12 protein-coding genes are annotated in these 15,355 nt (G+C 41.2%); 4 read left to right on the top strand and 8 right to left on the bottom strand.

Annotation, left to right across the window (positions count from 1 at the left end; translation table 11 throughout):
* The first annotated feature begins 318 nt into the window (after window positions 1–318).
* From L4C37_RS11935 to L4C37_RS11925, 3 genes are all read left to right on the top strand, one after another.
* Window positions 319–951, top strand: coding sequence for a DUF2760 domain-containing protein (locus L4C37_RS11935; protein ID WP_137372627.1), 633 nt, complete (start codon window positions 319–321; stop codon window positions 949–951).
* Window positions 951–2,918 carry an Hsp70 family protein gene (locus L4C37_RS11930; protein WP_429768699.1) on the top strand — a complete coding sequence of 656 codons (1,968 nt, stop codon included), beginning with the start codon at window positions 951–953 and terminating at the stop codon, window positions 2,916–2,918. The genes L4C37_RS11935 and L4C37_RS11930 overlap by 1 nt, the downstream gene beginning before the upstream one ends.
* Window positions 2,919–2,985: 67 nt before the next feature.
* A complete protein-coding gene (locus L4C37_RS11925; protein WP_429768698.1) occupies window positions 2,986–5,811 on the top strand; it encodes an Hsp70 family protein in 2,826 nt (941 codons plus the stop codon).
* A 164-nt stretch (window positions 5,812–5,975) separates the two neighbouring features.
* Here L4C37_RS11925 and L4C37_RS11920 read toward each other — a convergent pair whose 3' ends face one another.
* The 4 genes from L4C37_RS11920 to tyrR all read right to left on the bottom strand — a co-directional run bounded on the left by L4C37_RS11920 (window position 5,976) and on the right by tyrR (window position 9,243).
* Window positions 5,976–6,191: a hypothetical protein gene (locus L4C37_RS11920; RefSeq protein ID WP_137372624.1), complete on the bottom strand. Its 216-nt coding sequence runs from the start codon at window positions 6,189–6,191 to the stop codon at window positions 5,976–5,978.
* Window positions 6,192–6,530: 339 nt separating this feature from the next.
* Window positions 6,531–7,004, bottom strand: a complete 474-nt coding sequence (locus L4C37_RS11915; protein ID WP_137372623.1) for a DUF2947 domain-containing protein — start codon at window positions 7,002–7,004, stop codon at window positions 6,531–6,533.
* 104 nt (window positions 7,005–7,108) lie between these two features.
* On the bottom strand, window positions 7,109–7,696 hold the full coding sequence (gene rimJ / locus L4C37_RS11910) for a ribosomal protein S5-alanine N-acetyltransferase (protein ID WP_273295290.1): 588 nt from the start codon (window positions 7,694–7,696) through the stop codon (window positions 7,109–7,111).
* The gene (gene tyrR / locus L4C37_RS11905) at window positions 7,696–9,243 is read right to left on the bottom strand and encodes a transcriptional regulator TyrR (RefSeq protein ID WP_273295282.1); all 1,548 of its coding nucleotides are present in this window, start codon (window positions 9,241–9,243) and stop codon (window positions 7,696–7,698) included. Before tyrR ends, rimJ begins: the two co-directional genes overlap by 1 nt.
* A gap of 275 nt (window positions 9,244–9,518) precedes the next feature.
* Between tyrR and L4C37_RS11900 the strand changes: the two genes are divergently transcribed.
* On the top strand, window positions 9,519–10,667 hold the full coding sequence (locus tag L4C37_RS11900; protein ID WP_429768696.1) for a conjugal transfer protein TraF: 1,149 nt from the start codon (window positions 9,519–9,521) through the stop codon (window positions 10,665–10,667).
* 54 nt (window positions 10,668–10,721) lie between these two features.
* On the opposite strand, the gene L4C37_RS11895 is transcribed toward L4C37_RS11900, so the two are convergent.
* The 4 genes from L4C37_RS11895 to L4C37_RS11880 all read right to left on the bottom strand — a co-directional run bounded on the left by L4C37_RS11895 (window position 10,722) and on the right by L4C37_RS11880 (window position 15,182).
* The gene (locus L4C37_RS11895; protein WP_429768694.1) at window positions 10,722–11,783 is read right to left on the bottom strand and encodes a YcjF family protein; all 1,062 of its coding nucleotides are present in this window, start codon (window positions 11,781–11,783) and stop codon (window positions 10,722–10,724) included.
* Window positions 11,780–13,153 (bottom strand): YcjX family GTP-binding protein, encoded by a 1,374-nt coding sequence (locus L4C37_RS11890; RefSeq protein ID WP_429768693.1) that lies wholly within the window; start codon window positions 13,151–13,153, stop codon window positions 11,780–11,782. The genes L4C37_RS11895 and L4C37_RS11890 overlap by 4 nt, the downstream gene beginning before the upstream one ends.
* A 189-nt stretch (window positions 13,154–13,342) precedes the next feature.
* A complete protein-coding gene (locus L4C37_RS11885; RefSeq protein WP_137372618.1) occupies window positions 13,343–13,528 on the bottom strand; it encodes a hypothetical protein in 186 nt (61 codons plus the stop codon).
* A gap of 133 nt (window positions 13,529–13,661) precedes the next feature.
* Window positions 13,662–15,182: a fumarate hydratase gene (locus tag L4C37_RS11880; protein WP_137372617.1), complete on the bottom strand. Its 1,521-nt coding sequence runs from the start codon at window positions 15,180–15,182 to the stop codon at window positions 13,662–13,664.
* Window positions 15,183–15,355: the final 173 nt, after the last annotated feature.

Here is a 15,355-nt window from a genome sequence, read left to right as displayed (position 1 = left end):
AAACTCCATTCACGAACAATCATTAGCTCCAAATGTGTACTAAGTAGGCATTCTGAGTAATTCACCCAAAATATGACATAAAAAGCATCAAATCATTGATTAAAAATAAAGCAAACAGACCTAATTTGAAGTCGAAAAAAACTAGAAAATAAGCCCTTAAGCCTTGAATATGCTAGTATCTACCCCATATTTAAAGCTTGAAAGAAACCTGATGCCGCATGTATCAGTTCATTCTTTCCAATCTGTATATCCTTTCAATCTATGATTTGTATCTGATGAAATGAATATACCGTTAAATCAATCTATAGAGACATCACAATGAACTTTGATTTAAACCTAATTCCACAAACGTTTGACATGCTGCATGCAGGTCTTGCTTCTTCAAGCGTTTTGCTACTTTTGATTGCTGTTTCACGTAAGTCGAAAGTTATCGAAAAAGTTGTAGAAAAACCTGTTGAAAAAATCGTTGAAGTTGAAAAACCAGTAGAAAAAATTGTAGAAGTTGAGAAAGTCGTTGAAGTTGAAAAGGTCATCGAAAAAGTTGTCGAAGTTGAATCTAAACTTGCAACTGCATCAACCGACTCTGCAATGCAGTTATTGTCAATCATGCAGCAAGAAGCTCGCCTAATTGACTTCCTTCAAGAAGACTTAACCTCATTCTCTGATGAAGAAGTGGGCGCTGCAGCTCGCGTTATTCATACTGGCGGTAAAAAGGTATTGGGCGATTACGTAACGTTAGCTCATATCCGCTCTGAAGATGAAGAAACACGAATCACTATTGCTGAAGGCTTCAATCCTCAAGAAGTACGCTTAACTGGTAATGTAACGGGTAATGCCCCATTTAGTGGCACTCTAGTTCACAAAGGTTGGAAAGCGACTGGCATGAACTTACCTAAGCTAGCTGAAAACTACGACGCTTCAGTTATTGCTCCAGCAGAGGTTGAACTTTAATGGATCAGAACAATACACTTAATGCCGATGAGCTGAACACTGGACCAAAATTCAGTGTGGGAATTGACTTAGGTACGACTCACTGCGTACTGTCATTTCTAGATACAACAGATGAAGATGCACGTGTTGAAGTTATGCCAATCCCGCAGCTTACGGCTCCAGGTACGGTTGAAACACGCAGCCAACTCGGTTCATTCTTGTATCAACCTCACGAACATGAAATGAACAGTAATTCACGTGTTTTACCTTGGTCTTCTGAGCCAAAAGCACTTGTTGGCGCTATCGCTCGTAACCTTGGTTCAAAGACACCGATTCGTTTGATCGCGAGTGCTAAGTCTTGGTTATGTCATTCTGGTGTAAACCGCCGTGATGCATTCCTACCGGCGGGCAGCCCTGAAGAAGTCGAAAAAGTATCGCCTCTAAAAACGACTGAGCTATACCTTGAACATCTAAAAGATGCTTGGAATCATACCCATCCTGAACACAAACTTGCTGATCAAGATGTCACTATTACTGTTCCAGCTTCATTTGACCCTGCTGCTCGTGATTTAACAGCCGAAGCCGCTCGTAATGTTGGTTTTGAACACTTAACACTACTAGAAGAACCACAAGCCGCACTTTATAGCTGGATCGACAATAGCAACGACACTTGGCGTGATGAAGTAAATGTCGGTGATGTAGTACTCGTTGTCGATATTGGTGGTGGTACAACTGACCTTTCTTTAGTTGAAGTAAAAGAAGACGAAGGTAACCTGACTTTAAGCCGTATTGCAGTAGGTGAGCACATCCTACTTGGCGGTGACAACATGGACCTTGCTCTTGCTTATCGCCTAAAGATGAAGCTCGCTCAAGATGGTAAAGAATTAGCCCCTTGGCAAGTTCAAGCAATGACTCATGCTTGCCGTGATGCAAAAGAAGCACTATTGAACGACGCAGAACTGCAAGCTGTACCCATTGTTGTGCCTAGTCGTGGCTCCAAACTACTTGGCGCAACACTAAAAACAGAGCTCACTCAGCAAGAAGTTCAGCAAACATTGGTTGATGGTTTCTTCCCACAAATTGCTGTTACAGAGCACCCTGTACAAAAAGCTCGTGGCGCACTTACTCAGATGGGTCTACCTTACGCGCAAGATGCGGGTATCACTCGTCACATCGCAGCTTTCCTTTCAAAGCAAGCAAATGCATTGGGCGGCGCGTCTGAACAACAGCAAGACTTTAACCCGTTTGCTAATATGCCTGGCATGCCAGGAGCAGATGCACCAACTGCTGATTTCATCAAGCCAAGCGCTATTTTATTCAATGGTGGTGTGCTTAAGTCTCCATTACTTTCTGAGCGCTTATCTTCAACCATCAATGCATGGCTAATTTCAGCAGAAGCTGAATCTGCGAAGCAATTATCAGGTCTGGACTTAGACTTAGCCGTAGCAAGTGGTGCTTCATACTATGGCTCTGTTCGCCGTGGTCAAGGCGTTCGCATCCGCGGTGGTATTGCTTCAAGCTACTACGTCGGTATAGAAAGTGCGATGCCTGCAATTCCAGGAATGGCTCCACCAATGGAAGCACTTTGTGTAGCGCCTTTCGGAATGGAAGAAGGCTCAAGTGTTCAAGTACCTAGCCAAGAGTTTGGTCTAGTTATTGGTCAACCGGTTCACTTCCAATTCTTTGGTTCAACGACTCGTCGTGAAGATGAAGCTGGGACACATTTGGATCATTGGGCCCCAGAAGATTTAGATGAGCTACCTGAGATTCAAGTGACTTTACCTGTTTCTGAAGGTCGCCGTGAAGGTGAAGTGGTTCCTGTAACTTTGGCATCACGTGTGACTGAGCTTGGCACTTTATATTTAGAAGCTATCGCAACTGATAACGGTCAAAAATGGCACGTTGAATTTGATGTCCGTGAAGAGACAAGTTCTGACTCTGAAAATGTTCAGCAAGACAGTACTCAATCTCACCATCATCAACACTAATACACATATATTTAACGGCACCTAATTGGTGCCGTTTTTTAATCCATATATCTTGTGAGGTTCAGTAATGGCATCTCCTCGTTTTCTCGTCGGCATTGATTTAGGCACAACGAATACTGTTGTCGCATACTGTGAAATCACCGATGACTTACAACACTCTCCCGTTTCATTATTCGATATAGACCAACTCATTGGTCCTGGAGAAGTCGTTCGTAAACCCCTGCTTCCCTCTTTTCGTTACCACCCAGCACAAAGCCAAATATCAGACTCAGACTTAACCCTGCCTTGGGATACAGCATTAGTCGAAGGTGACACTTCAAATGTTATTGTGGGTGAATGGGCGCGTGAGCTTGGTGCTAAAGTAGAAGGTCGCCAAGTATCCAGTGCGAAAAGCTGGCTGTCGCATCAGGCAGTTGACCGAAATTCAGAAATTCTACCTTGGGCTGGTGCTCAAGATGTAGATAAGGTTTCTCCAGTAGTCGCAAGTGCTAGCTACCTTAACCATATCCGCCAAGCGTGGAATTACCGTAATCCAAGCAATAAACTTGAAAATCAAGATGTTGTCGTCACCGTGCCTGCATCATTTGATGAAACAGCACGTAAGCTGACACTTGAATCAGCTGAACTGGCAGGTTTAGGCAAAATCATTTTACTCGAAGAACCACAGGCAGTTTGTTATGACTGGTATGCAAGACACCAACAAACAGCATCAGATGAGTTAAAGCAGCTCCCGCTTATTCTGGTTTGTGATGTAGGTGGTGGTACGACCGATTTAAGCTTAATTGAAGCCAAATTTGAAAAAGATGAATTAGCATTAGATCGAATTGGGGTTGGTGAGCACTTAATGTTGGGTGGTGATAACCTTGATTTAGCCTTAGCTCACCTTGCTGAACAACGATTCAACCAAGGTAAAAAGCTTAATGCAGCAAGCCTGACAAAATTAATCCAGCAAACTCGTAAAGCAAAAGAAAACTTACTGTCCTCAAATGCACCTGAAGAAGTAAAGATCACCATGTTAGGCAGCGGTTCCAAGTTGCTTGGTGGTACTAAAAGCATAGGCTTGACCAAACAAGAAGTTCACAACATCGCGTTAGATGGCTTTTTCCCATTGTCAGATTTTAATGACGTTCCAGACAAACGCCGAAGTGCCGTTGTTGAGTTCGGTTTGCCCTATGTAGCTGATCCTGCGGTGAGTAAACATGTCGCTGAATTTTTAACTCAGCATCAACAAGTATCACAAGCAGCATTAGAAAATTCCGACCAAATTAATTTCGATCCATCGCAACCAGCCGTACCCGTAGGTGTGCTGCTAAATGGTGGCGTATTTAATAGTGACCTTGTAACGCAGCGTGTCACTCAATTACTGGGGAACTGGAAAGGTTCACCAGTCACTGTTTTAGATAACCCTCACCCAGATTGGTCTGTTGCATTAGGTGCGGTTGCCTTTGGTAAAGCCCGACGTGGTGCTCAACTGAAAATTGGTGGAGGCGCTGCTCGTTCTTATTTCTTACATCTTCAAGAAAAGAATAAAATGGGTAAGGCATTATGCTTATTAGCGAAAGGGACAGAAGAAGGTCAAGAAATTCGATTGAATGGTCGACGCTTCTCCCTAACGCTGGGTGAGCCAGTTCGTTTTAACTTACTTACCTCCACGCATGATCAAATCGCCCATGACACTGCAATTCAAAACGGTGTGATGGTCAATGTAAACCCTGATCTTTTTTCTCCTCTTCCTCCGTATATTTCAACACTAGACAGCACTGATTCTATTGCACTACAAGCAAACCAAAAAGAACGTGTTGAAGTTCAACTGGCTTGCCAGCTCACAGAAGTCGGTACATTGAAAATGGAATGCGTCAGCGTTGAAGACGAAAGTAAACGTTGGTTACTTGAATTTGAAGTACGTAATAAGCAAAGTGATGACTCAGAAGAAGAGCAACTTCACCCTCGCCTTGCTGAATGTAAAGAGCTGATCTCTAGGCTATACAGCGGAAATAAAAAAAGCGCAGATACAAAAGAGATTAAAACTATTTCGAAAGAACTTGAAAAACGTTTAGGCAAAAAAGACGAATGGGACTTCTCTACCTTGCGCCAACTGTTTGATAGCTTCTCTCTTGGACGTAAACGTCGCCGCCGCTCTGAAGCACATGAAAAAAATTGGCTGCGCCTAGCTGGTTTCTCAATGAGACCTGGTTTTGGTGATCCAACAGATTCTTGGCGTATCGAGCAGATCTGGGGTCTATATCAGCAAACTATTCAATTCCAAAACCACCAAGGTTGGACAGATTGGTGGGTATTCTGGAGAAGGATTTCAGGCGGTCTATCTCAAGATCAGCAAGAAACTATCCTAGCTGACATAGCAAAGTATCTTCATCCTGGGGCTGCAAAGAACCCTAAATCTGTACAGGAAGCTCAAGACAAAGGCTATGAATCTATGGTTCGATTAGCTGCATCACTTGAACACCTAGACGTAGAAGATAAGTCTCTGCTATCCACCTGGTTTTTAAACAAAGCACTTAATCAAACACAATTTGGTCAAGCGCACTGGTGGGCACTCGGTCGCCTAGCCTGTCGTACTCCATTATATGGCAGCCAGCATAATGTCATTCCTCGCGAACAAGCTGAACAATGGCTACCAAAACTACTGGAACAAAACTGGCAAAAAGAACCAATGATAGCGTTTGCAGCTGTTATGATCTGCCGCAAAACCGGTGATAGATTATTTGATATTTCAGACGATTATCGTGAGCAAGTATTAAATAAATTACAGCAGAGTAAAGTGCCTGATTCTTGGGTTAGCCTCGTTTCTGAAGTGAAAGAGCTTTCGGAAAGTGAATCTAAGAGAGTATTTGGTGATGCCTTACCAAGTGGGTTAAGCCTCATTAATAATTAAAGAACCTTCCTTAAGCTTTCTAACTTTAGCTTTAGCTTTAGCTTTAGCTTTAGCTTTAGCTTTAATGATGGTTACATAAATGAAAATGCCACTATAAATCTTAGCTTTAGATTTTATAGTGGCATTTTTTGTTAATTACAAATGTGTTCATTATTTAGTTAAACTTAATGTTTGGAACCGCTAGGGTTAATTGAAAAATCAGTGTGCTCATATATATCAGATAATTTCTTTTCTTTACGTTTTTCTGTGGTTTTCCCTCCTTTATTGTTTGTTTGATTTAAAATCCATTCCTCATGAACTCTAGCCGAGTCCAAAAACTCTGGATCTTCTAACGCTGCCTTGCGAAGTTTATTTACACGTTCGAGAGTTTCCCAAATCATACGGCACCTCCACACAGGGTCGTACCTTAAATATAGTCTAAATTTAATTACATTCAACAAACAAAATACGATTCTGCAAGATATTACACTTATTAACTTAATATGATGATTGATTAAATATCATCCACATATAGATCTTACTTAGATATACATGATGCATATTAAATATTGATGAAGGCTTACAACTGGTCAAAAATTAATACTGAAGAAGGAGGTGAATTAAGACGTTAAGCAAGACAAAGAGATACGGAAGGAAGCACGATATGGACTGATAAAAGAAAAAGCGAGCTACTGCCCGCTTTAATATATAACGTCTATGAGTCTGAATACGTATTGAAGCTAGGTTCTGTTACCTAACTTAACTGTACCTTTGGTAGAAAACCATAGCGTTTCTGTACGACGTCGACCAAGCAGGATAGGTCCATCATCGTAAAACAAAAAGTTCTTCCAATGCTTTTTAAATACTGACCATTTGGTTTCTAGCACATTGTATTTCTCGTAACAGAAGTAAACCGTTACATCATCTTGCCAGTCAATATGTTCCAAAATACCTTCTGGAAGCTCTGGTTCATCGGAATCCCAACAGCTCATCCACTTGATTTCATCTTTCCAATTGGAAGCTTTGCTTGGCCAGTCTTGTGTGCTTAGGCGTTCTGAATCTGGGCTTTGTGGGCTCACGTTCTCTTTCCAAAACTGCGCAGCACGAGCCTGAGTCATTGGTTTGATCTTCTCTAAATCTTCAGCTGGTAAAGGCATAGATTGGTGAGTGAAAATCCATTTTCTTTGGTATTCATCCAAAGTTGTATATGACATCAAATATCCTTAACTAAATTATTAGAACGCTATGCTTCTAATATTATATATTCTTAATTCTTATTTACGTATTAAATTAGCTGAATCGGTTAGTGAGCCAATCCTTAACTTATTCGAGTATCTTGCCAATTAGGATTAACCAAGGCAGTAAGTATATGGTCTTCCCATTTACCGTTTATCTGCAAATAATCTTTAGCATAACCTTCGCGTTCAAAGCCAAGGTGGTTTAAAACATTTTCACTGCGTTTATTACGTGGCATATAACCAGCCATCAATCGATGAACATTCTGAACATCAAACATATAGTCTTTGGCTAAGGTTAAGCCTCTTCGCATATAGCCATGCCCTTGTGCACTTTCAGCCAAAGAATAACCAACATTACAGGCATGAAAAGGAAAGCGGGAGAGATTACTGAAAGACACCGTTCCTAACATTTCATTAGTTTCAGCATTGATTAGAACGCAATAATATCCCAAGCCCATTTTATGCAACTCATGCAACTTAATTAACCTTTGGCTCCACCCTTCGACGCTAAAGAAAAGTTCTTCTCTAGCAGGCTCCCAGGGCTTTAGATATTGACGATTCGTAATAAAGTATTGGCTGATCATTTCAGCATCACCAGGTGCAGCAGTGCGTAATATTAAATCGCCATCCCGTTTAAATACTTTTTCTTTAGTACTGGTATCTTCAATCAATTTTTACGAATTCCATAATCACGCAATTTATTTGCAATAGAAGTATGAGAAACATTTAAGCGCTTTGCGAGTTTACGACTTGATGGGAAAGACTGATAAAGTTTCTCTAATATCTGAGATTCATAGTCTTTCATAATTTCATCTAGTGAGCCGTCAATATTCATGCTCGCCATCCCTGAAGCAACGGCTTCAAGCTTAGGTAAATGGAACTGTTCAATAGAAAGTGTATCGCCATCAAGCTCCGTCAGTGCCCTTAGTACCATGTTATCAAGCTGCCTAATATTACCTGGCCATTGATAGTTACCTAATTGAACGACTAACTCTTCCGTTAGCTTTGGTTTTAGCATACCTAACTGGTGCGCATATTTGGCAGTAAATAATTCTAGTAACGGTCCAACATCATTTGATCTTTCTTTTAAAGCTGGAATCGATAGAGTCAAAACATTCAATCTATAGAAGAGATCTTCACGGAAAGAACCAGAGTCAGCCAGTTCTCCTAGCTTATGACGAGTTGAAGCTATGATACGCACATCAACATGCATTTCTTCTTCTTCCCCAACACGACGGAAAGTGCCATCTTGAAGAAAACGTAGTAATTTGATTTGAAGATGAGGGCTCATTTCACCAATCTCATCCAGGAATACAGTCCCGCCGTTAGCCTGCTCAAAGATACCTTTATGCCCTTGCTCATGATTAAACGAGCCAGGTGCATGACCAAATAATTCGGTTTCAGCCACGTCATCAGGCATTGAAGCACAGCTTAAAATCAAAAAAGGAAAAGAAGCACGGTTGGAACGGTTATGACACGCTTTTGCTAGCATTTCTTTGCCAGTACCAGTATCCCCTTCAATTAATAGGGGCTGGTCAAGCATTGCTAGTTTCTTTGCTTGACTAATAAGAGCTTTATGGCGGTTTGAAATACCAACAAAGTGCTCAAAACCTAGGTTATTTTTTTCAGGTAAGGAATCATGGGCATTGGCATCTTGCTGGCGGCTTGAACGAATCGTCATAACTGCACTTGCTAGTACTGGCTCAGATACATCCCCACCTAGATAAACCGGAATAATCTCAATAGAGTAGTCTAGGCCATCTAACACCACATCTTCACGATGACGATTAACATCTCCTTCAATCCAACGTGAAAAATTAAAAGTAGGTAAAAACGAAATCACTGGCTCACCAATAATTTCTTCTTCTAATTTATTGAATAGATTAAGGGCTGCGTGGTTTGCCATATCTACAGACCCTTTCAGGTCAATAGCTATCACTGGATCAGGAAGGTTTGCTAATAGTGCAAGTAGTTCAGTGTTGTGCCTTTCGCTCGGCATAAACTGAATTTTTCGGACATCATTGACACCTGAAATGCGGCGAATTTCCGCCATCAACTCACTGAAGGTATCAAAATCAATATCAGGACAATTTAAATAAATGATGCCTTTAATATCAATTTCTATACCACGTAAATCAATGCTTTTAGAGGCTAAAATATCGAGCAGCTCACGCGTTAAGCCAAGCCGATCTTCACACAATACTTCAAGACGCAAGATGTGTCCTATTAAGGTGTCAGGAAAAGTTGACACTAGTTTGAATTAAGCAATGGAACCAGTCAAGAAAAGAGTCATCATAGAGCGGTCTATATCTATTCAGCTTTTAAATATCAACAAGTTAAGAAGCTTATCTATCATTACTCTCGTCAATCAAGGTTTCTAACTGTAACATTTCGCAATAACCACTTACTTAAAATAAGGTTATTGTATGGAACTTAAAGCAAATCACCCATAGCCTATATTATTCCGTATAAACCTCACCCGGCTTAAATATGAAATACTCTAAACTATTCCTCACGCTAATCAGTACCTTTTCAGCGTCTAGTTTTGCAATGACTTCTTTCGATACCAGAAGTGTTGGCATGGGCAGCACTGGGGCGGCGTCAGCCTCTTATCTTACATCGAGTTTTCATAATCCCGCTTTAGCGGCTCGTTATAAAGAAGGGGATAACTTCGGGTTAATTCTTCCCGTGATAGGGGTAAGAGTTCATGACCGAGATGACATGATAGACAAATTGGATCACTTCCAAGATATTGATGACCAATTACAATTTGACCCTGACAATGACAAGTTATTAGATGAATGGCGTAAAGCATTAAAGCAACTGGATAATGGTAATGTAAATGTAGAAGCCAATTTAGGCACTGTATTCGCCATTCCAAATAGACATGTAAGTACCAACTTCTTCATTAAGTCTCAAATAGCCACCATTGCTCGATTTAATGTGCATGATGATGACTTACACAATGATGACCCTACTGATTCAGAGTTGCTTTCAAGTGGTCAGGCGGTCGGAGTCGCGATTGTTGACGTGGGTTTTACCTTCGCTGATACGTTCACCATTCAAGAGCACGACTTTATGTTTGGTATTTCACCTAAATACCAACGTATCTACGGTCTAAACTACGTTGAAACACTGGATGAGTTTGATGACGACTTTGATGTTGAAGAGGATTACGTAGAGAAGTCTGCATTCAACATAGACTTAGGCGCAGCTTATGAATGGGGAGACCATGCAATCATCGGTTTATCGGCTAAAAATATCCTATCGCAAGAACTGAAAACCAAAACGCATTTCGGACAAAAAGCAACGGTACTTGTTCAACCAGAATTTGTGTTGGGCATCTCATATGATAAATCGTGGTACACCCTAACAGCAGACATAGATTTAAATGCAGTAGAACACTTTAAAGAATACGACTACAAAACTCAGTATGCGAAGGTGGGGGCTGAATTGGATGCGTTTAGCTGGGCTCAACTTCGTTTAGGCTATATGCACAGTTTAACGGACTATGCAGATGACTTAGCCACAGCAGGCTTAGGTTTCAAACCATTTGGTATTTTTGGCTTCGACTTAGCGGCACAAGCCGGTGCAGACAATAACTACGGTGTATCTGCTCAACTCATCATGCATTTTTAATGTAGGCTAAGTCAGCTGCATACAATAAACGCACCCTAAATGGGTGCGTTTTATTTATTTCAAAGTAATACGTTTCACTTCTAACAATATGGCTTTACGAAAATCCGATAATTTAATTTTTCTATCTTTATGCCAAGGAAGTGGTCGCAGTAATGACATTGCTTTTAATCCAACCCTAGCTGTTAGAATTCCAACTCCTAACCCCTGCCCTGCTCTTGCAGACACTTTTCCAGCCAAGTCCATGGACATAAGATCCATACTGGCATCAATCGCAAGCTCACTTGCTCCTGCTAATGCCATATTAAGCAATACGAGCTTGAATAATTTCAGACGAGACCAGTAACCCAACTCAATACCGTACACTTGTGCCAGTTTATTGATCATGGTGAAGTTTCGCCACGCGACAAGCAGCATATCTACTGCAGCAAGTGGGCTAACCGCCACTAACGCAGCAGATTCAGTCGCAAATCTAGAGATAATCCGCGTCGCTTCTTTATCTTGCTGGCTTACGACAATGGCATCGTACATATCAAGGACTTCAGCATCACTATGTGAAGGGTTTACGCTGTTTTTCCACTTATCATAAGCTGGGCTTTCTTCTTTAATTCCACCTTGCTTGGCTATATCTTCACAAAATGTTTTCCCTTTTCCTACGCTATCACTTGTCAGTAAGCTCTCACTGACCTCTTGCACACTGAAATGCTTTTTCAATGAGCGTAATTTCCATAGTTCTTTACCAATAGCACCTAAGCCAAGAGAAGCAATCCCAGCAATGAAGCCTGTCCAACCCAATGTTAGCCAGTCAGCCGTTTGAAATGCAGTAATAACAGAGTCAACGGCTTGCCAGCCCACTAATGCCGTGAACGTAGTAAGCACCCCCGTCCAAAACCATGAACTGTGTTTGCTTGGGCGTATCACTTGCTCTAACTGTTGTTCAGTTTCAACTTCCACTTCATCAGTCACAACCGGCGTAAACTTTTCTTGTTCAGTAAAAATTTGCTGAGTGTTTAGATCCACTTGAGGCGCTTCGGTCGTATCCGACTGGAAACTAGAATCAGAGCCCATGCTAGTATTCAAAGGCTGATCAAAGACTTGTTTTGTTTTAAATTCACTCATTTCAGTTTATCTCCAATCAAAAACTCTAACGCTTTATCTAAGCGAACATGTTTGCAAGGCTGATCCGATTCCGTTCTTAATGGTCTAAAACTTGTAAACTCGAAGTGATTATCCTGCCAATATTGCTTGTTTGGTAATCTCCTAGGCACCTCTCCAGGGTAAAGCGTTTGCGAAACACCTTCTAAATTCACACCCTGAAGTGCAGGTACATTTTCATCACCTCTTGAAATAAAACCCGATGTCGTCGCTTGTATTGATGCAATGCTGATACAGCTCATATCGACATGCTCAAATGCAGCGTGCTGCCACGCAGGGTGAACCATTTGTTGCAGTAGTGACACTAAATTAGGGTGCTGCTCTGGTGTAACGTGATCTGCTTTCGAGGCAGCAAACAAAATTTTATCTATTTTAGGTGAAAACAAACGCTTTACTAAGTTACTGCGCCCATACTTAAAACTCGTTAATAGCTGCTCTAATGCGTTTCTCATATCAATAAATGAGTCATATCCTGCATTTAGAGGCTGTAGACAATCCACCAGCACAATTTGACGATCAAAAGTTGCGAAGTGATTCTTATAAAAAGCTTTTACCACTTTCTGTTGATACTCTTCATACCGCGATTTCAACATCGAATAGTTACTCTCTTTACTCGGTTTTTCACTTGGTTCAATACAAGGGAAAAACTGCAAGACAGGCGCTCCAGCCAATTCTCCAGGCAGTACAAAACGTCCAGGTTGCACCCAGTGCAACCCTTCTTTTTTGCAGGTATATAAATATTGGGTATAGATATCTGAGATATCAGCTAATTGCTTTTCATTGATATCCGCTAATGCATCAAAACTATCAAGAACCGAAAGCCAATCACCTGCAAACTCTTTTCTGTTTCCTTTCAGTGTATCGAATTGGTTTTGGCTCCATGTGTCAAAATCCATATCTAACAAAGGTAAATCAAGTAACCATTCGCCGGGATAATCAACAATATCGAGATGAAGTGTACTGTTTTTAGAGAATAGCTTTTTTGCACCTTTAGTTGGCTGGTACTTAATAGCTAAACGGATTTCACTGACATCTCTCGTTGGTACTGGCCACTCTGGAGGTTCAGATTGCAACGAGTTCATCGCTTCGTCGTAAGAAAAGCGAGGAATCATCATATTGTTTTGAGGGATGCGTTTAGCACCAATAATTCGACCTTCTCGCGCTGACGACAATAGCGGCAGGTTGCTGTGCGTTGAAGTATGTAAAAGCTGATTCACCAATGAAGTAATAAACGCAGTCTTGCCTGCACGGGATAACCCGGTAACAGCAACTCTTACATGTGAGTCGGTTCCTCTGCTTATAAAATCGCTAACTTCTTGGGTAATCTTCTTCATTCACTTCGCTCCAACGTTTCGTCGTTGATGATTATCGGCTATTCAATATTAATGTTAGATGAATAAAAGCCTCTGATTACAATCATAATCAGAGGCTTTTTAAGATAGTTAACTGGATCTTTCATCCCCTGTTAGTTTCTTAGGATGTATTCAATCGCAGTTATTTATTCAACATTCAGTATTCGTTATCTAGTCTTCTTCAATCAGTTTATAGATAACAAACAAAGCAATTTCTACTACAGCTAAAAGCGCTAAACTAATGGTTACGTACTTTTCATCAAAAATACTGATTCCATGCAAAATCAAGTCGTAACCGACAAAGCCACCAACAACCACAGCTAAAATAATTTGTAGGATTTGAACAAAACGAGGCATTCCTCTCTCCTAATTTTTATATCTGTCTACATAATACTAAGTGTTATTAGTATTACGGTCTTTGTTTCACTATATCATTGATAAAATGAAAAAAGTGCAGTTAATTCTGCACTTTTTACCTTATCTCTATTATTTACTTCGCGGCTTCCGCTTCCGCAATCTTAACTTTCCAAGTATCAGGACCGATTTGGTGAGCGTTTGCACCAGTTGAATCAACCGCAACCGTCACTGGCATGTCTTCAACTTCAAATTCGTAAATCGCTTCCATACCTAAGTCTTCAAATGCCACGACACGAGCTTTCTTAATTGCTTTAGCAACCAAGTATGCTGCGCCGCCCACTGCCATTAGGTAAACCGCTTTATGCTGCTTGATAGATTCAACAGTTGCAGGGCCTCGCTCTGCTTTACCAATCATACCCATGATGCCTGTTTCTTCTAGCATCATATCTGTGAACTTATCCATACGAGTTGAAGTCGTTGGACCTGCAGGACCTACCGCTTCATCACCTACTGCATCAACAGGACCTACGTAGTAGATGAATTTACCTTTCAGATCGACACCATCAGGTAAACCTTCACCACTTTCTAGCATACCTTGAATTCGCTTATGCGCAGCATCTCGACCTGTTAAGATTTTACCAGACAGTAAAACGGTTTCACCTGTCTTCCACTCTTGCACATCTTCTTTGGTAACTTCATCAAGATTCACTCGGCGAGTATTCGCGCCCGCTTCCCAAGTAATATCTGGCCATTCTTCTAGCTTAGGCGGCGTAAGTTCAGCAGGACCACTTCCATCAAGAGTGAAGTGAACATGGCGCGTCGCCGCACAGTTAGGAATTAAGCAAACGGGCTTAGACGCCGCGTGGGTTGGCGCACTTTTGATTTTAACATCAACAACAGTCGTGAGACCGCCAAGACCTTGGGCACCAATCCCAAGTTTATTAACACGATTGAAGATATCTAAACGCAGCTCTTCTTCTGCATTTTCAGGGCCTTTTTCAATCAGCTCTTGAATATCAATGTGTTCCATCAAGGATTCTTTCGCAAGTACCGCAGCTTTCTCAGCCGTACCACCAATACCTATGCCTAGCATACCCGGTGGACACCAGCCCGCACCCATAGTTGGTAGCGTCTTCTCTACCCATTCAGCAATGTCATCAGAAGGGTTAAGCATAACCATTTTAGTTTTATTTTCAGAACCGCCGCCTTTCGCTGCGATTTGGATTTCAACTTTGTTACCAGGAACCATATTAATGTGAACAACCGCTGGTGTGTTGTCTTTAGTATTAATACGCTTACCGGCAGGATCCATTAAGACAGATGCGCGCAGCGGGTTATCAGGATTGTTGTAAGCTTGACGAACTCCTTCATCAACCATTTCTTGAACCGTTTGGTCCGTTTCCCATTTCACTTCCATACCAATATTAACGAAACACGTTACGATACCCGTATCTTGGCAAATTGGACGATGCCCTTCAGCAGACATTCGAGAGTTAATCAAGATCTGAGCAATTGCATCTTTTGCTGCTTGGCTTTCTTCCTTCTCATAGGCTTTTTCAAGAGCTTGGACGAAATCTAAAGGATGATAATAAGAAATATATTGAAGTGCATCAGCGACACTGCTGATCACATCTTGCTTACGAATAACCGTCATTGCATGCCTCTTTATTGTTCTAGTTCCATGATGAGTTCTTAACTTTGCCACTTTGATGAGCTTTTATTATTGCTAAAAGCAATCGCTTGCATAATTTGATATTTGCTCCGTTGTATCAACCGAATAATGGCGATAAATAGAGGCAAATAAAAATCATGTTCTATTGCTTTAGC

The organism is Vibrio kagoshimensis, from assembly GCF_050337535.1.
Lineage (GTDB): Bacteria > Pseudomonadota > Gammaproteobacteria > Enterobacterales > Vibrionaceae > Vibrio > Vibrio gallaecicus.
The sequence above is the reverse complement of the archived record's forward strand: the minus strand, read 5'-3'. Positions and strand labels throughout refer to the sequence as shown.